This window comes from Pseudomonas sp. GNP013 (assembly GCF_054343995.1).
The window spans coordinates 2,981,990-3,000,034 of sequence record NZ_JBTGUT010000001.1 but is presented as its reverse complement, the minus strand read 5'-3'; the positions used below and the strand labels follow the sequence as shown (position 1 = coordinate 3,000,034).

General features: G+C 59.9%; 11 protein-coding genes. 3 read left to right on the top strand and 8 right to left on the bottom strand.

Annotated elements, in window-relative coordinates:
- Window positions 1-32: 32 nt before the first annotated feature.
- The 3 genes from ACXX81_RS12870 (at window position 33) to ACXX81_RS12860 (ending at window position 4,967) form a co-directional block, all read left to right on the top strand.
- Window positions 33-1,133, top strand: a complete 1,101-nt coding sequence (locus ACXX81_RS12870; protein ID WP_458571806.1) for an efflux RND transporter periplasmic adaptor subunit — start codon at window positions 33-35, stop codon at window positions 1,131-1,133.
- Complete coding sequence (locus tag ACXX81_RS12865) at window positions 1,130-4,192, top strand: efflux RND transporter permease subunit (protein WP_458571805.1); 3,063 nt, start codon at window positions 1,130-1,132, stop codon at window positions 4,190-4,192. Before ACXX81_RS12870 ends, ACXX81_RS12865 begins: the two co-directional genes overlap by 4 nt.
- A 280-nt stretch (window positions 4,193-4,472) precedes the next feature.
- Window positions 4,473-4,967, top strand: a complete 495-nt coding sequence (locus ACXX81_RS12860; protein ID WP_322213284.1) for a DUF2165 family protein — start codon at window positions 4,473-4,475, stop codon at window positions 4,965-4,967.
- Window positions 4,968-5,193: 226 nt separating this feature from the next.
- On the opposite strand, the gene ACXX81_RS12855 is transcribed toward ACXX81_RS12860, so the two are convergent.
- From ACXX81_RS12855 to ACXX81_RS12820, 8 genes are all read right to left on the bottom strand, one after another.
- Window positions 5,194-7,128, bottom strand: coding sequence for an avidin/streptavidin family protein (locus ACXX81_RS12855; RefSeq protein ID WP_458571804.1), 1,935 nt, complete (start codon window positions 7,126-7,128; stop codon window positions 5,194-5,196).
- A 132-nt stretch (window positions 7,129-7,260) separates the two neighbouring features.
- On the bottom strand, window positions 7,261-8,604 hold the full coding sequence (locus tag ACXX81_RS12850) for an MFS transporter (protein ID WP_458571803.1): 1,344 nt from the start codon (window positions 8,602-8,604) through the stop codon (window positions 7,261-7,263).
- Window positions 8,605-8,629: 25 nt separating this feature from the next.
- Complete coding sequence (locus tag ACXX81_RS12845; protein WP_458571802.1) at window positions 8,630-9,451, bottom strand: aspartate/glutamate racemase family protein; 822 nt, start codon at window positions 9,449-9,451, stop codon at window positions 8,630-8,632.
- Window positions 9,452-9,475: 24 nt separating this feature from the next.
- Window positions 9,476-10,366, bottom strand: coding sequence for a hypothetical protein (locus ACXX81_RS12840; RefSeq protein WP_458571801.1), 891 nt, complete (start codon window positions 10,364-10,366; stop codon window positions 9,476-9,478).
- 127 nt (window positions 10,367-10,493) lie between these two features.
- Entirely contained in the window at window positions 10,494-12,152 is a 1,659-nt protein-coding gene (locus ACXX81_RS12835) for a hydantoinase B/oxoprolinase family protein (RefSeq protein WP_458571800.1), read from the bottom strand.
- Window positions 12,152-14,248 carry a hydantoinase/oxoprolinase family protein gene (locus ACXX81_RS12830; RefSeq protein ID WP_458571799.1) on the bottom strand — a complete coding sequence of 699 codons (2,097 nt, stop codon included), beginning with the start codon at window positions 14,246-14,248 and terminating at the stop codon, window positions 12,152-12,154. The genes ACXX81_RS12835 and ACXX81_RS12830 overlap by 1 nt, the downstream gene beginning before the upstream one ends.
- 162 nt (window positions 14,249-14,410) lie before the next feature.
- On the bottom strand, window positions 14,411-17,065 hold the full coding sequence (locus ACXX81_RS12825) for a winged helix-turn-helix domain-containing protein (protein WP_458571798.1): 2,655 nt from the start codon (window positions 17,063-17,065) through the stop codon (window positions 14,411-14,413).
- 287 nt (window positions 17,066-17,352) lie between these two features.
- A complete protein-coding gene (locus ACXX81_RS12820) occupies window positions 17,353-18,030 on the bottom strand; it encodes a GntR family transcriptional regulator (protein WP_231421760.1) in 678 nt (225 codons plus the stop codon).
- Window positions 18,031-18,045 lie beyond the last annotated feature (15 nt).

Genomic DNA, 18,045 nt, shown 5'->3' with positions numbered 1-18,045 from the left:
TTCCCTGCTCATTTCTTGAAGTAAGGGATCCCATGCTCCGGTTCAGACCCGCAACCATTGCCGCTTGCATACTTCCTTTCGTTTTGACCGCATGCGGTGAACCGTCAAGTGCGCGTGATCCTCGTAATCAACCGCCTCTGGTCAGGGCTGCCGCTGTCGCAAGGGCTGATAACACCGAGCGTTCCTTTACCGGTGTCGTGGTCGCGCGCGTTCAGAGCGACTTGGGATTTCGAGTGTCCGGGAAGGTGCTGGAGCGATTGGTCGATACCGGTCAAACCGTCAAACGAGGTCAGCCGCTCATGCGTCTTGACCCCATTGATCTCAGCTTGCAGGCGCAGGTCCAACAGCAGGCGGTTGCGGCGGCTGCAGCAAGAGCCAGGCAGACCGAGGAGGATGAAGCCCGTAATCGCAAGCTGGTAGCGGCCGGTGCCATCTCCGCTTCAGCCTACGACCGCATAAAGTCCCAGGCTGACACGGCAAAGGCAGACCTGAATGCCGCGCAGGCTCAGGCCAACGTTGCTCGTAACGCAACCGGGTACGCCGTTTTACTGGCTGACACCGATGGCGTAGTGGTCGACACCTTGGCTGAACCCGGACAAGTCGTCAGCGCCGGCCAGCCCGTGGTCAGGCTCGCACAGACTGGACAGCGGGAAGCCATTGTCCAGTTACCCGAAACATTGCGCCCGCCCATTGGTGACCAGGCTCAGGCCAGGTTGTACGGCAACAGTGCGAGCGTTTTCCCTGCAACACTACGGCTGCTCTCAGACGCTGCGGATCCGCTTACGCGCACTTTCGAAGCCAGGTATGTGCTCGAGGGCGCAAATGCCAATGCGCCGTTGGGCTCAACGGTCACGCTCGACATTGCGGGTAGCAAAGGTGCACAGGATGCGCTGACGGTACCCATTGCCGCCATCCATGACCTTGGTCAGGGGCCGGGTGTTTGGGTCATTGCCGGTACGCCCACACAAGTGACCTGGCGTGCTGTTCAAGTGCTGGGTCTCAGTGACGATTCGGCGAGGGTCAGTGGCGCTCTTGAGACCGGTGAGCAGGTCGTGGCACTGGGGGCACATTTACTTCACGAAGGTGAAGAAGTGCTGATGCCGGGTACTGGCGGCACCGGGGAACGACCATGAGCGTGGGACGTTTCAATCTGTCTGCACTGGCCGTTCGCGAACGGTCCATCACGCTGTTTCTCATCTTCCTGATCGGAGTGGCCGGTACGCTCTCATTTTTCAAACTGGGGCGTGCGGAAGATCCACCGTTTACCGTCAAGCAAATGACCGTCATTTCTGCATGGCCTGGCGCAACTGCGCAGGAAATGCAGGATCTGGTCGCTGAGCCGCTTGAAAAACGCATGCAGGAATTGCAATGGTACGACCGTAGCGAGACCTACACCCGGGCCGGTCTGGCATTCACCATGGTGTCACTGCTGGACAAAACCCCGCCGTCTCAAGTGCAGGAGGCGTTTTATCAGGCGCGTAAAAAGCTCAGTGATGCGGCGAAAACCTTGCCCGCGGGCGTTATCGGTCCGATGGTCAATGACGAATTCTCGGACGTGACCTTTGCGCTCTTTGCGTTGAAGGCCAAGGGCGAACCGCAGCGGTTACTGGTGCGCGACGCTGAAGTGCTGCGCCAGCGTCTGCTGCATGTCCCTGGCGTGAAGAAGATCAATATCATCGGTGAGCAGGCCGAACGCATCTTCGTATCGTTCTCCCATGACCGCCTGGCCACCTTGGGCGTCTCGCCTCAGGACATTTTTTCGGCACTCAATAACCAGAACGTTTTGACACCTGCAGGCTCCATTGAAACCCGTGGGCCCCAGGTGTTGCTGCGCTTGGAGGGGGCCCTCGACACGCTTGAAAAAATCCGCAACACGCCAATTGTCGTGCGGGCTAAAACGCTGAAGCTTTCTGACGTCGCGACAGTGGAGCGCGGTTACGAGGACCCTGCAACTTTTCTGGTGCGCAACCAGGGCGAGCCTGCGTTGTTACTGGGTATCGTGATGCGCGACGGCTGGAATGGTCTTGACCTCGGTAAAGCGCTGGATGCCGAGACGGCTGACATCAATCAAAGCATGCCATTGGGCATGACACTTTCGAAGGTCACTGACCAGTCGGTAAACATTGGTTCGGCCGTTGACGAGTTCATGATCAAGTTCTTCGTCGCGCTGCTCGTGGTGATGCTGGTGTGCTTCCTCAGTATGGGCTGGCGGGTCGGGGTGGTGGTTGCTGCGGCTGTGCCGCTCACACTGGCTATCGTCTTCGTCGTGATGGAAGCCACGGGCAAGAACTTTGACCGAATCACTTTGGGGTCATTGATCCTGGCGCTGGGCCTGTTAGTCGACGACGCCATCATTGCCATCGAAATGATGGTGGTGAAAATGGAGGAAGGTTACGACCGGATCAAGGCATCGGCTTACGCCTGGAGTCACACAGCGGCACCCATGCTTGCCGGCACATTGGTGACTGCTGTTGGCTTCATGCCTAATGGTTTTGCGCAGTCGACTGCTGGCGAGTACACCAGCAACATGTTCTGGATTGTCGGTATCGCTTTGATTGCCTCCTGGGTAGTCGCAGTGGTCTTTACGCCTTATCTGGGTGTGAAGATGCTGCCTGAAATCAAGCCGGTTGAAGGCGGGCATGCTGCGATCTATGACACGGCACATTACAACCGTTTTCGACGAGTACTGGCCCACGTTATCGCCCGCAAAGGGTGGGTGGCGGGCGCAGTAATCACCGCGTTTATCGTGGCGATTCTCGGAATGGGGCTGGTTAAAAAACAATTCTTCCCGACCTCGGATCGTCCGGAGGTGCTGATCGAAGTGCAGATGCCTTATGGCACATCCATTGAGCAGACCAATGCCGCAACAGCAAAAGTAGAGGCATGGCTGCAAAAGCAGGATGCAGCAAAGATCGTCACGTCTTACATCGGGCAGGGTTCGCCGCGTTTTTATCTGGCAATGGCTCCGGAATTGCCGGACCCCTCGTTCGCAAAAATCGTGGTACTGACAGACAGCCAGGAAGCACGTGAGGCGCTCAAGCTAAGGATTCGCGAGGCGGTGGCCCAAGGACTCGCACCTGAAGCTCGGGTTCGCGTCACACAACTCGTGTTTGGCCCTTACTCGCCGTTTCCTGTGGCGTATCGCGTGACGGGACCAAACCCCGACACATTGCGTGAGATCGCAGCACGGGTTGAAGCCGTCATGCTGGCGAGTCCGATGCTGCGGACGGTCAACAGCGATTGGGGATCACGAGTGCCCACGCTGCATTTCTCTCTGGATCAGGATCGATTGCAGGCAGTCGGCCTGACGTCGAGCTCGGTTGCCCAACAGTTGCAGTTTTTGCTTTCCGGTATCCCCATCACTTCTGTGCGCGAAGGCATCCGTTCAGTTGAGGTAATGGGGCGAGCAGCGGGTAATATCCGCCTGGACCCTGCGAAGATCGAGGGCTTTACGCTCGTGGGCTCCGCCGGTCAGCGCATTCCTCTTTCACAGATAGGAGAGGTCGGAGTACGTATGGAGGATCCGATTCTGCGCCGTCGCGACCGCGTACCCACCCTCACTGTGCGCGGCGACATTGCTGAGCATCTGCAACCTCCGGATGTGTCCTCCAGGATCATCAAGGAGCTGCAACCGATCATGAATAGCCTGCCGAACGGCTATCGCATTGAGCAGGCTGGATCCATTGAGGAGTCCGCCAAGGCCACTGTCGCGTTGCTGCCGCTGTTTCCGATCATGATCGCAATCACTTTGCTGATCATCATCCTTCAGGTGCGATCGATAGCGGCGATGGTGATGGTGTTTCTTACCGCGCCGCTTGGGTTGATTGGCGTCGTGCCGACATTGCTTCTGTTCAACCAGCCCTTCGGTATCAACGCCCTTGTCGGGCTGATCGCGCTGTCCGGGATTCTTATGCGTAATACCCTGATCCTGATCGGCCAAATCGATCTAAACGAAAAGGAGGGGCTGGATCCATTCCACGCGGTGGTTGAAGCAACGGTACAGCGCGCTCGACCAGTATTGCTCACGGCCGTGGCTGCGATCCTGGCCTTCATTCCACTGACCCACTCAGTATTCTGGGGCACCCTGGCTTACACCTTGATTGGAGGCACCCTGGGAGGGACTGTCATGACCCTGGTCTTCCTCCCTGCGATGTACTCGATCTGGTTCAGGATCCGTCCTTCCAAACACTGAGAAAAACGTGCTCATAACCCTTACGGGGTTTTCGCGGTCGCAAATACGCTCAAGCCCTGATCGATTCCAATACGCTTGCGGCGTCTCTCGCCGGAGGCAGTCCAAAAACTTGAGCATAGTCTCGACTGAATTCTTCTCTCGGAAAGACTAAGCACCCTGTCGACCGTTGTGCGCAGGCGATTCAGACGGTTCTTACTTAACAAACGGATATTTGCCGGATTTCGCGCTGTGGCGCAGGTGTAGCGTGCTGAGCACTTCAGCGCTCACTCAGGAAATCAGCATGCTTACCCGTTACGCAAAAATGGTCATGGTCGCGATGTTGGCGGCCTTCGCTGCGCTAGCGGCGTTCAATAACCTCAGTGATTACACGTCCAATTTCAACTTCGTCCAGCACGTACTGAGCATGGACACCACCTTTCCCGGTAATCGCGCCATGTCGCGCGCGATCCATGCGCCATGGCTGTGGCATGGCGCCTATTGGTTGATCATTGCCACAGAGGCGTTGACGGCCATACTGCTGAGCGCCGGGGTGCTGATGTTGTGGCGTGCCAGGCACCGCAGTGGTCAGCAGTTCAACCGCGCCAAGGCCTGCGCCGTTGCGGGCTTCACTGTGGGCCTGCTGGTCTGGTTCTTCGGCTTTATGGTGATCGGCGGCGAGTGGTTCTTGATGTGGCAATCCGAGGAATGGAATGGCCAGAACGCGGCATTCAAGTTCTATGCGGCGATTTTGGGCGTGCTGGTGTTTCTCAACCAGTCGGATGCGGATCGCGACTGACGCGCTTCATGCCTGCATCCACCTGGATAACAGATGCGTCCAGGGCCTCACCAATCTCCACTGAGGTTTTCAAGCGCTGACCGGGGAGGATTCGAAGCCTGTCGAGCACCCTGCGCTGCGCATTGGAGACCTAGAGTGTTTCGCAGCTCTGGTCGGTGGTCTGGAAGGTTGTCCGAGACGCTGCGAGCCTCGCTAATCGTGAGTACTACAATCGCTGGAAAGCAGACTAGCTGATCCGCTTGAACGTGGCTGACGACAACCGTGTCTGTACATAGGTCAGGGTTGGCGCGGTGGGTGTGCAGGTCAGGATTGACAATTCAAGCACGTCGCTCTTCAAATCCAGCGTGCCGCACAGCGACAGTACGCCGGTTTCCAGCGCAGCAGTGATTGCTGTCGATTGCAGGGTGAGCCCACGTTCAACAGCGCAGATGTCGGTGAACCCGGTTACCTCCATCGCTCCTGCAGGGCCTGACAGCGTGCCAGTCACGCGGCCAAAGCGGCCTTTGCTCTGCGCCTCTACAGTCAGCGTCAGCACGTTTGCATCAGGTGTCATCCAACGGCCGGTTAATGGGTTATCGATCTTCGTTTGAAGGAAGGTGTTTGCGTCCAGACGCTCTGTCACACCAGGGCTGCACCGACGATAGCGCAGCGTGTCGACGTAGGTACCCTGCTGCGCCAACCCCGGAAAGTCACTGCTGGCCACCAGAAGGTGCGAGAGCTCCAGCACCTCTTCATGTTCCACAAGGCTGATTTGGCCACAGAGCCCGGATGTCCAGTTCCAGCTTGGGTCCGCTGGCTCTTCACCCATGGAATGCCAGTCGATGGCGAGTGCGACGGGCAGGCCTAGATTCGCTGTCGCCGCAGAGCTTGATTGGTAGCCCGATACTGCGTACTTGCCGGTGGACCCGGTGGACGACTGGTAAATCCCTGAAATCTGGTTGCCTGTGACGGTAAGCGTCATCACCGAGCCATAGTCATTTTTCCAGGTGCCCGCTACAGACGTCGAACGCAGGGGGTGAACGGCGGGAGCGGGAAGGGTGACCTTGCCCGTCGCCACCGGTCGTGCGCCCGCAATAAAACCACGCGATGAAGATCGCGTGATGATCTGCGGCCCGTCCGGCCGGTTGAACAACCAGACGCCCACCGGTGCCAACGAGTAAACCTCATGCCCGCATTTCACCACCTGGTATTCGTACACGGTGTAGCAATGCTCCATGACCAGTGAGCCAACCAGTACCAGGTCCGCCAATCCCAACGGTGCAAATTGTGGCAGCGTCCTGCCCTTGTCGGGGCCTTCTTCGATCAGCACGTTGTACAACTGCGCCCCCAGGGTGATCTCACCTTCGGCAAATTCCAGCACGACCTCAGGACTTCCTCCCCGGGCAATCCGCGCCAGGGTTTGCTGCATGATGCGGTCATCCCCTTTGAACTGAGAGGATCCAGAGTCCAGCGCGAACGTGACGTCGGTGGCCAGTGTTTCATCGCCCACCGAATAGGACTTCAGGTCGGCAGACCAGATGTACTCCACGCCAGGCACTTTGCTGTACATCGACCACGGCAGAAACACATGCGGCCCGTGGGTTTTGGATTGATCGATGGCGCCCATTTGGCAGGTGCCCCCTCGATCATTAGCGTTCCAATCGAAGGCTACGTAGGGATGGGCCGGGTCGAGCTGTCCGCTGCGCAGCAGCTCCTGAAACAGGAATGAGCTGCGGCCTTCGACATAGGCGCTGCTGCACGGCAGGCCAATCCCGCCATCCCAGTCCAGCTGTTTGAACTGTGCGCCGCCATAGCCCGCCGCGAGAAACAGCTTCATTGGCAACGTAGCGCCGCTGGGCGTGTTCAGTACGTCCGAGGCTGATTCAATCTGCAGGGTGCCCCAGGGGCCAAAGCTGTACGGGCGTTGCAGGCAATCGGTGAAGGTAAAACTGCTCGACGCCTGATAGTCGAACCGACCTGCGCCAAAGTGAGTGCATTGATCGGGTGGGCACAGTGTCGAGGTCACCCAGGTGATATTGGTCCCGCTGTCGATGGCCAGCTTCAACGGCTGACCCGGTGTACCCAGCGCTATGGTCGAGTACCAGGGTGTGGCGCCGTTATTCTGGAAGGGACCGCGCTGCATTGGAAATACCAGCCTTTTGCCCGGTAACGAGGTGTTCATGATGAATTCCGTTTCTAAAGTGAGAGTTCCCCCGCAGGGTGCGGGAGCGCTCTATTCAAACGGACCGGCCGGCAGCGCGCTGTCGGGCAGGAGCGCGCTGTCCATTGCGAAACAGCGCTAACTGCCTGCCGATCAACGCAATGCCTCGCCCTCGGTTTCCGGGATAAATACCACCAGCAGTACAGAAACCAACATAAAGGCATTGATGAAGGTGGTGGTCACGTTGAACGACGCGCCATAGGCCACCAGCGCGCCTATCAGTGAGGGCGCGAGGATGTTGGCCACGCGCTGGGCAAAGATCGCCCAGCCATACCCCAGCGTGCGCAATGGCGTGGGGTACAGTTCCGACACCCACGTCCCCCAGACCCCCCAGGCGCCAAGGCTGAAAAACGCCAGTGCGAAGTTGCTCAGATAGAGCATCTCCAGAGACTGTGAATTGGCAAAGCCGTAGCCCGCCAGCACTGCGGCACTGATGAACGTAATGAGGATCTTTTTGCGCCCGAAGCGGTGGGTCAACCAGGAGGCGGTCATGTAGCCCGGGATCATGCACACCGCCGACAACGCGATAAAACCATAGCTTTGCGGCAGGCTCAGGCCGCGCTGTTGCAGCAGGGTCGGCAGCCAGGTCTGCAGGCCCCAGTAACCCCAGGAAAAGGTGAAATTGACGAGTATCTGCAAGGTGCTGATCTTCAGCATCGGCGCAGTGAACAGGTCCCGTTGCCGGCCCCGGGTCGTCTGGTCGACCCCTAACTGGCAGTCTTCGGGTACTTGCACCGCGCCACGGCTGAGACGTTCGATCACCTTTCGCGCCTGGGCTTGACGGCCAACCCTGGCCAGCCAGTACGGCGACTCCGGCACCCAATACGCGATCACCAACGCCCACACGCTGCCCAATGAACTCAACACGATGATTGCGCGCCATCCCCAAGGCATCAGCCAGACGGTTGCCCCCAGTGCCAGCAGCATACCGATCGGCCAACCCGAGGCCAGGTAGACGGTCAGCGCGCCGCGATGTCGCACCGGCAACAGCTCCTGATAGTGGGCAAAGATGACCACCATCATGCCCACCACGGCGATGCCGGATAGCAAGCGCAATGCGTACAGGCTGATGTAGTCGGGGGCAAAAGCACTGGCCATCGAGATCATGCCGTAGAGCACCAGGCTCAAAAGAATCGCTTTTTTACGGCCGATACGTTCAGCGACATTGCCCCACGGCAGCGCGCCCAGCAGCATGCCGATGAACATGGCTCCGATCAGGTTGCCCACGGCGACTGTATCCAGGGCAAAGTCCTGAGCGATCAACGGCGCGGTGTAGACGATGATCATCATCTCCCAGGCCTCGATGGCCAGTAAAAAGAACAGCGCCAGGCAACACTTAAGGTGTTCGCGCGTCAGGGGGACATCCCTGAAGACATCGCCCACCTGCCGGTAAGACGTGTAGCCATCCATCAAGGGCGTCGAAGGGGTGGTGTTCATGGTGGTTTATCCCAGTGAGAGAGGGTTACGCCTTGACTCGATTGCCAATCGGCACCGGCCCTTGAAACAGCCCGAACGCCTTCATTTCGGCTTCCGGTGGCGGCTCGCAGCTCCCCACCCGGCTGGGTGACCAGCCAAACCGGCGCTTCATGCCGGCCAGGGTCTCGGCCATCTTGAAAGCGGCCACCACCGGGTCGATCACGGGAACACCGACTTCACGCTGCACCTGTTCGAAGAAACCGAATTCGATGGTGCAGCCGAGCACGATCGCTTCAGCGCCATCTTCTTCGACGGCGAGCATGGCTTGCTCAATGATTCTGCGACGGGTGACGGCCGGGTCTTTCTGGAATTCATCGACGCCCATACCCAGCGGCCTCATCGACGCAAGCCGGTCCGCCGCGCCATAACGTCGTACCCGTTCGTGCATCTGCTCCATCCATTTGGTGCGGCCTACGATGATCGAAAACCGATTGGCCAGGTGCCCGACCACCTGCAGGCTGGCCTGGCAAGGCGCGACGACAATTGTGTCGCCGGAAATTTCCCGCGCATCCTCAAGGGCCGGGTCGTAGAAGCAGCCAATCACCAGCGCGTCGATCTGTTGTTGGCCGCAATCGCGCGCGATGCGCAGGGTGCGCTCATAGGTAAGTGCTTCATACGCGCGATATTCCAGGTGTGTCGGGCTGTGTGGCATGTCGAACGACACCACTTCGATTTGGGTGGACGGTTGCTTGATGCCATGCAGCAAGTCGGCAATCGGCGCGTCGAAGGTTGGGCAGCCGATGGGGTTGAGCCAACGCACGCTAACGGGAACATCCTGTGGCTGGGTGGCGAGGGTATGAGTGTCCATGCTGTATTCCTTGTAAAAACGCGCTTAGAAGAACTTCACCAGTGCCATGGTCAGCTCATTGGAGCGAGACAGGTTGGCGCTGCGGTAGTAGTCGAAATTCAGATTGGCAGACAGGTAGAACCCTTGTTGGGCAAAGCCGGTGTACGTCATGGACGGGCCGATCTTTCCAACCCGCGATTCAGCAACGTCAGACGCGGCGGTGTTGTTGATGTGATAAACGTGATGCACGCCCAGCCATAAATCGTCGGTGACCAGGTAGCCGGCAGCGACGTCGGCCAGCCACAGGCTGACACCGCCACGCAGGCGCTGCGGATCAGCCGTGCCAACGTCGGTGGCATTGCGGTTACGGGCGGCGTAATGAATACCGGCGGGTATGAAGGTGACCGCAAAGCGCCCGACGCGCAGATAGTTGGCGAGGCTGAAGCTCACGGCATAGCGATTGGCGAAGGCGCCGTAGCCGGCCACCTCGTCATTGCCATTGGGGAATTCGACCATCAGGGTCGGGTTGGTCCAGAAGGTGGTGTAGTCGTCCGATCCGTACTCGGTGGTGGGTTCGACCACGTTGTAGTAATAGGAAAATCCTAGATTGGGCGAAGCAATCCCCCACGGGCTGGCGTCCCGTGCATCCTTGTTGCTGGCGTAGCCCGGAATCGCGCCGACCCAGAACTGCAACTGGTCACGCGTTGTATCGGTAAAGCCTGTTTCGGAGAAGTACGCCAGCACGGTATTGCCACCGGCACGCACGTTGCCTTCGGCGGTACGGTTGAACACCGGAAATGATTCCAGCGCCCACTTGCCGGGCAGTCCCGGTTGACCGAAACCGATGAATTGTTCGGCGCGGGCGGTGGCCGCGTGGGTCAGACTGAAGGCGAAGAAAAGCCCCGCGCCGAGGCGCAGCAGATGCGGTGTAAACATGATGAGTCTCTCTTGTTGTTATGTGAGATGAACGATCACGCCATTGCGCCTTCGATCGCTGCGGCCTGGTGGCGTCGGGTATCAACCGTTGCTGCGAACATGGGTTACCTCTGCAACGGTTGCTGGATCAAAGCGGCACGCCATAGACCGAGCGGGCGGTGTCGACATCGACGTAGCCATTTTTCACGTCGTCCCGTACCGCCTGCGGATCGCGGTCTGCCGGCAGGCCATAGCCACCGCCGGCCCCGGTGCGTACCCGCACCAGATCACCGGCGTTGAGGCTGATGCTGCTGGCCATCGCATAGCGTTCGTGCGCGCCATCCTGGCGGACGACTACGATGTAATTGGGCGTGCCTTGCAGGCCTTGCTCCAGGCCCCAGGGTGGAATGACGGCGCGGGTATAGCCGCAGGTCAGAAAGCTGGCATCGGCGCGAACGCGGTAGTCGATGCAGATCCCGCGACCTCCGCGGAACTGCCCATGCCCACCCGGCTCGTCATTCAGGGCCATGCGTTCGACGTAGAGGCCATAACGGGCTTCACACACCTCAACAGGGCAGTTGAAGGTCTCCCCATGCAGACCCGAGTACACGGCGTTATTACCGTCACGCCCGCGCTCGGCGCCCCAGCCACCAATCTCGGGTTCCACCAGGGTGAAGGCCCGCCCGGTGTCGGGGTGCACGCCGCCGATAATGGTGGCGCACACCGAGGCGAAGTTGCCGGCGGGCAGGCGCTCCGGAAAACGCTCGGCCAGGCACCGCAGGAGCAGGTCGTGGACGCGGATCAGGTTCTCGAAATAGAACCCTTCGGCGGCGGGGGGGCGTGCATCGAACAGCGAGCCGGGGCGGGTCAGCACGCGCAGTGGGCGAAACGTGCCGCCATTGGTCACGCCTTGCGGCGCAGTCAGCGCCTTGAACGCCATCTGAGCTGCGACCACTGCACCATCGCGGCTGAGGTTGGTAGGGCCTGCGCACTGGTCGGGATTGTCCCGCAGGTCGATGATCAGTTCGCGCTCGCTGATCTGAATGGCAACCTTGAACACGCTGCCGTCGTCCTGCAATTCCTCTTTTTGCAGTCGCCCGGGCGGCAAGCTGCGTAGCGCGCTCAGCGAGGTTTTCTCGCCCAGCTCCATAAAGGCCTGCATCGCCGCCAGGAACACCTCGATGCCGTATTTCCCACTCAGTGCCTGCAAGCGTGTGGCGCCGCCACGTACGGCAGCAATGCCGGCCCACAGGTCGCCTTCCATGAAATCCGGCATCCGCGTATTGCAGCGCAGAATCTGTAACACCGAACGAATCGGCTGGCCTCGGCTGATCAGCTTCACCGACGCCAGACGCAGGCCCTCCTGAAAAATGTCCGTGGCCTCGGTCGACAGCGAGCCCGGCACCATACCGCTGACGTCGTTCCAGTGAGCGATATTTGCGGTCCAGGCCAGCAAGCGACCCTCGGCAAAGACCGGCATTGCCAGCACCACATCATTGAGATGGGTGACACCGCCGCTGTGGGGATCGTTGGTGATAAACACATCACCTTCCTCGATCTCGCCAGGCGCCGGATGTTGCAGCAGGATCTGCTTGACCGCTTTGTCGAGCACCCCGACAAACGCCGGAATACCCGCGCCGGAGCTGGCGATTTCGCCTTGGGCATCGGTGATGCCGGTGCCCATGTCCAGCACTTCGTAGATGATCGGGCTCATGGCCGCCTTGCGCATGGCCGTGAACATTTCGTCGGCGATGGCCTGCAAGGAGTTCTGGATAATATCCAGGGTGAACACATCGAGGTGGCTCATCAGGCTGCTCCTTCCTGGGTGAGGGTGATATGCAGGTTGCCAAGCCGATCAACCGACACCTGGTTGCCCGGATGCACCACCACGGTGGAGCCGGCGTCTTCGATAATGGCCGGGCCGCTGAAGTGCATCTGCGGTTCAAGCAGGGCGTAGTCGTAAATCGCCGTGTCATGAATCCCTTCCAGGGCAAAGTCCACCGGGCGCTGGCCTTTGTGTGCATCGACCAGCGGGCGGCCCGTGACGGGCAGCGCTTGCAGGTTCAACTTGCCGATCTGCGCAACGGCCACCAGGTGGAAACCAATCACCTCCAGTGGCGCCTGCAGGCGGTAGGTGTAGTGCTGCTCATAGAGGGCATGGAAGCGCTGCGCGATGGCCGGCCAATGCTCGGTCAGCGACTCGCCGATGTTCAGCGCAACTTCGACGGCGTGCTCCTGGTTTTGATAGCGCAACTTGCAATACACCTGCAGGTCGACCTGCTCCGGGGCGATGGCTTCGCTGATGAATTGCGCGCGGGCGTTGTGCATCAGTTCGTCAAGAAATACCTGGGTCTGCGCCAATGCACCGTCGCGTTCAGCCTCCACAAAACGATTGACAAACAAATCGCGGCGCAGGTCCGACATGGTCATGCCCCAGGCGGAGAACACCGAGGCGCCGCGCGGTACGATGACTTTCCTGACGCCCAGTTCCTGGCCCAGCGCCACTGCATGCATCGCGCCGCCGCCGCCAAAGGCGACCAGGGTCAACTCGCGGGGGTCATGACCGCGGCTTAGCGAAACCAGCTTCAACGCATTGACCATATTGTCGTTGGCGATGCGCACAATGCCGCGTGCCACTTGCTCTATGGGCAGCTCCAGGCGCTTGCTCAACGGAGCGAAAGCCCGCTGCACCGCCGCCATATCGGCAACCAGTTCGCCGCCGCAAAAGTAATCGGGATTGATTCGACCCAAGACCAGGTTGGCGTCGGTGGTCGTGACCTGAGTGCCGCCATTGCCATAGGCGGCAGGGCCGGGCAGGGCACCGGCAGACTCGGGGCCGACATGCAATTTGTCGAATTCATCGACCCAGGCGATGGAGCCGCCGCCGTTGCCGATTTCCACCAGATCGACCACAGGCACCATGATCGGATAGCCGGCATTCAGGCGGTTGCGTTCGATCCAGTAATCGGTCTTGATCGACACCTGGCCGTTGCGCACCAGCGAACATTTGGCCGTGGTGCCACCGATATCGAGGGCCAGCAGGTTGGGTTCGTCGAGTAGCCGTCCGAGTTCGGCTGCCGCCCAGAAGCCACTGGCCGGGCCTGACTCGACCATGGTGATGGGAATATCACGGGCATGTTTGACGCTGTCGACGCCGCAGTTGGATTGCATGATGTACAGCGGGTGCTGGTAGCCGCCCTCTCGCAGGCCCGCTTCCAGATTGTCCAGGTAGCGCGCAGCGATAGGCTGCACATAGGCCGAGAGTACGGTGGTGCTGGAGCGTTCGTATTCACGCCATTCGCGGGTGATTTGGTGAGAGGCAACGACTGACACTTCCGGCCAAAGACGCCGTACCTCGCTTAGCACGGCTTGCTCATGGGCGGGATTGGCATAGGCGTGCAACAGGCAGATGGCGATGGCTTGCACGCCGTCTTCGCGCAAGCTACCCAGCATGTCAGGCAGCTGTGACAGATCCAGCGGCTCGCGCTCGCTGCCATCGGTATGCAGTCGGCCACTGACCTCCCGGCGAAGATAGCGCGGTACAAAGGGGGCCGGTTTGACCCACTTCAGGTTGAAGTAGTCCGGGCGATTGGCGCGGGCGATTTCCAGGATGTCGCGAAAGCCCTGGGTGGTAATCAACGCCGTCTTCACGCCGCGCCGCTCGGTCAGCGCGTTGATCACCACGGTAGTGCCGTGGACCAGAAAGTCGACGGTGTTCAAGTCCACCTCGGCCTTGTGGAGCACATTCAGCACACCCTGCGCAAAGTTCGGTGGCGTGGTGTCGACCTTGGCCGTACGAATGAGTTGATGGCCGGTGGCCGCATCGCTTTCGAAATAAACCAGGTCGGTAAACGTTCCACCGACATCGGTCGCTACACGTACAGTTTTGCCGTCCTTTCCCACGGGCAACTCCTGGAATAGTTGTTGTTATGAAGGCAGGAGACAGTGATTGCCCCCGCCGGTAGGACCGATGCTAGGTGCGGATAGACGTGCCCTGCCACGGGCGGCGAGGGTAGGTCGCAGGGGGGGTGGCTTGCGGCCTACCCGGATGGGTAGCGGGGTGGGTTACAGCGGCGGATCAAGCAGGCCAAGACGCAAGGCCGCGCTGATCGCGGCGGTGCGGTTGTCCACTGAAAGTTTGGAAAATATATGCTTGAGATGGAATTTCACGGTGTTTTCCGAGATATCCAGGGCCTGTGCAATCGCTTTGTTGGATTGTCCGTGGCCCAGCAATGTGAGGAGGTGGGTTTCCTTGCCGCTAAAGTGCAGACGCGGGCGTGCCGGGTGCGCGCGCCAACCGCGCAAGCGCGTGAGGATGGCAGCCTGGCCGGGGAAACGATCTGGACAGGCTTCCAGGGCGGGCAGCAGGCAGGGGCCGGCTTCAAGCAACAAGCCGGGGATGGCGTGTTCAATGACGGGCGCCAGCGGTTGCATCAGGTCACTGAGCGATTCAGGTAACTGGCCATTGCGATAAGCCGCCAGGGTCAGTAGTTGCAGGCGCCAGGTGGGCAAGCATAAGCCCTTGTTCTGCAGCGTCTCGCTGGCGCGTTTCAGCCGGCTCAACGCGGCGCTGGAGCTCCCGGTCGCCAGTTGCAAGCGGGCCAGCGCCAGGGTCGCTGCTTCGTGATTGCGCCAATCGGCGATATTGCTCGCCACGCCTTCCAGGTCGCTACGCAATGCTTCCTGACGACCCTGCACCAGCGACCCTCCCTGCACCAGCACATCCACCCGCCAGGCGCTGACCAGCCGCATCAGTCGTTGCCAGTTGCGGGCGCTGGCCAGTTGATTGACTTTTTCCAGCTCACCCAACGCGGCCTGTACGCCCTGCGCCCGCAACGCCGTGCGCCAAGCGACTTCGGCAGTTACGGCGGCAATGTCCAGCCAACCATCGGTGTGTTCGACAGCTGCCCAGCCGTCACGTAGCCAGGGAGTGGTTTCAGCCCAGGCGCCCTGCAAATACAGGTGCTGTGCCTTGAGGCAACCCGCCAGGGCCCTGACGGAGCTTTCACTGCCAAAATGGTCATCCGTAAGCGCCAGGGCTTCATCGACCCTACGCCTCGACGGTTGAATGTTTCCCGCCAGAGTGAGCGCCTGGGCCTCATGTACACGGCAGTAGTTTTCGCCGCGTGGATTGTTGATCACGCGCATCTTGTCGTGCGCTGCGCGGATTGTGTGCAGCGCGCCGGGCAGATCGCCGCGTGTCAGGGCTTTGAGGGCGTGCACGCACTCCAGCGTGGCCTGGGTCAGGAGTTCGTCTGCGCGCAGTTGCTGCTGGTCAAACGCTTCGCCAGCGTCGTCTGGAAAGTAGTCGGAGTAAGCGTTTACCAGGGTTTGGACGATATAAAAGTCCCGCGCCAGGCGTCGGTTGTCCTGGATGAGTCCACGCGCCAGCTGCAGCAAGTGAGCTGCCAGCACATGATCGCCAAGTTTGGCATGCAGATAGGCCTGTAACAGCAGAAGGTCAGGATCGTTGCGCAGGGTGGACGTGTCGAACTGTTGCAACAGGCTCTGCGTGTAGCGGATGCCGTGGTGCAGAACGGTCTCCCATCCGCCTGCACGCACCACCAGGCTTACCGCGAGCGCGCTGTCGTCGGCGCGCAATGCATGGCTGACCGCCTGCACCCAGTCGCGCTCCCGGGCCAGCCATTGGGCGGCGCAGCGATGAATCCGCTGGGCATCCTGAGCGTCAATCCTCAGACTCAGGAAGTCACGCAACAAGCGATGATAACGAAACCACTGACGTCCGACGTCCAGCGGCACCAGCAACGCGTCCAGGTGGCTTAATTGCGCCAGCAACTGCGCGCTGTCCCCACGCGCTCGAACCGCATCGGCGAATCCTGCGTTGAAGCGTTCAAGCAACGCAGTGTCGAGCAGAAAGGATTGGCAGTCCAACGGCAAGCGTTCGACCACTTGTTCGGTCAGGTACGCGGCCATATCGCTCACCCGCCCGGAGAACTCTTCCAGGCGGTAAAGCGAGCCGTTATCGCTGACTCGCCAGAGCCGCGCCAACTGCACGGCTACAGCCCAGCCTTCGGTTGTTTCGTGCAGGTGCTGCAGGTCGGGTTGTGAAAGGTCCGAGCCAAAAATACTGTGGGTTTCGGCAAGCGAAAGGGTCAACTCGCGCGCTGACACTTCATGCACCCAGCCCATGGTTTTCCAGCGCGCCAGCGGCCATTTGGGGCGTGTACGGCTGGCCACCACCCACTGCAACCAGGGAGCCGCCTGCTCCAGCAGGGTTTGCACCAGATGATCGATCTGCTCATTTGCTGCACTGTGGTAATCGTCCAGCAGCAGCGTGACCTGCCGGTTTTCTCGCGCCAGGGCATGCAGCAACGCGGTGATCGTGCGCTGTGGTTGGGCATCCAGCGACTGAGACTCAGCCAGTGGACGCAAATGCCCCAGATCAATACCCGCATGGTCAAGTGCGAGGATCAAATACGCGAGAAAGCGGTTGGGTTCGGTATCCACCTCATCGAGGGACAGCCAGGCAGCGGTCGTGGCGGGAGAAAGGCGCAGCAGCTCCTGGCGCCACTGCATCAATAGCGTGGTTTTTCCATAGCCGGGCGGTGCGATCACCAGCACCAGCGGGCCCTGAATCCGCGATTTTAACGAGGCCAACAGGGCCTGACGCGGCATCGAGGTCAATAACGTCAGCGGTGGCGTCAGTTTGCCTACCCAACGCCAATCCTGGGACGAGTTGCAAGAAAGGTCATAAGTCACGACGAACTGGCCCGTGCAGAGAGTAGCTGAAGGAGTTATCAGCAATAGCCGGACAGCGGTGATCTGATGGGTTACGGAATGTTTATTTTTTAAAGGGGAGTGTGGCGCCCAGCAGAATACTGGCGGGCATGCTCAGGCCGAATACGCAGTTATAGAGCGCTTGCTTGTTTGCTCCTACGCGAGGTGAAGGAATTTTCTGAATCTTTATGGAGGGGCGTTTTGTGCAATCGGTTTTCGAAGCGGTATGGGGGGGTTGATCGTTGTGGTGATGCGGTGATTCATAACGCTCATCGCCGACTCTCGAAATTCGCGCGCAACAGCTTCGTGCTCAAATCCTCCCAGTGCTCGACAAACGCCGCCCGAGCCGTCTCGAAATCTCGACTGCGCAAGCACTCTATCAAGTGCTCGTGGTCGGCGACGATGTCCTTGGGGTCTTCGTAGCAGGGTTGTTGCAGCACCAGCAGCAATTCGATCTCGCTCTCCAGCATGGCGTAGCTGCGTTGTAATCGCGGGCTGCCGCTGGCGCGGATTATTGCCCGGTGAAAGTCACCATCGGCAACCACAACCTCTGAACGGGGCGCGTCGGCGGGGGTCTGGCGCAACTTTTCCACGGCGCTCAGTGCGTCAGGTGGGATCACGCCGCTCAGAATAATCATGCGCACCGCTTCGGTTTCCAGCACCCCGCGCAACCTGGCGATATCCACGATTTCGTTCGGCCCGAACTCGGGTATGCAAAAGCCGCGATGCGGCACTTTGAGCAGCAGGCCGAATGAAACAAGCAGCTGCGCAGCGCTGCGGAACGTGTTGCGGGCGACTTCGTATTCCTCCGCCATTTTGATGTCGCGCAGAAATTCACCGGGCTCGAAATCACCGTTCAGGATTCTGGCTTTGAGCTTGGCAGCCAACACCTCTACCGCCGACAGGTTGGCGGCAGGGGCTTGGATGTTGGTGGTCAGAAAATTCATTTCGTGCAAGACCCA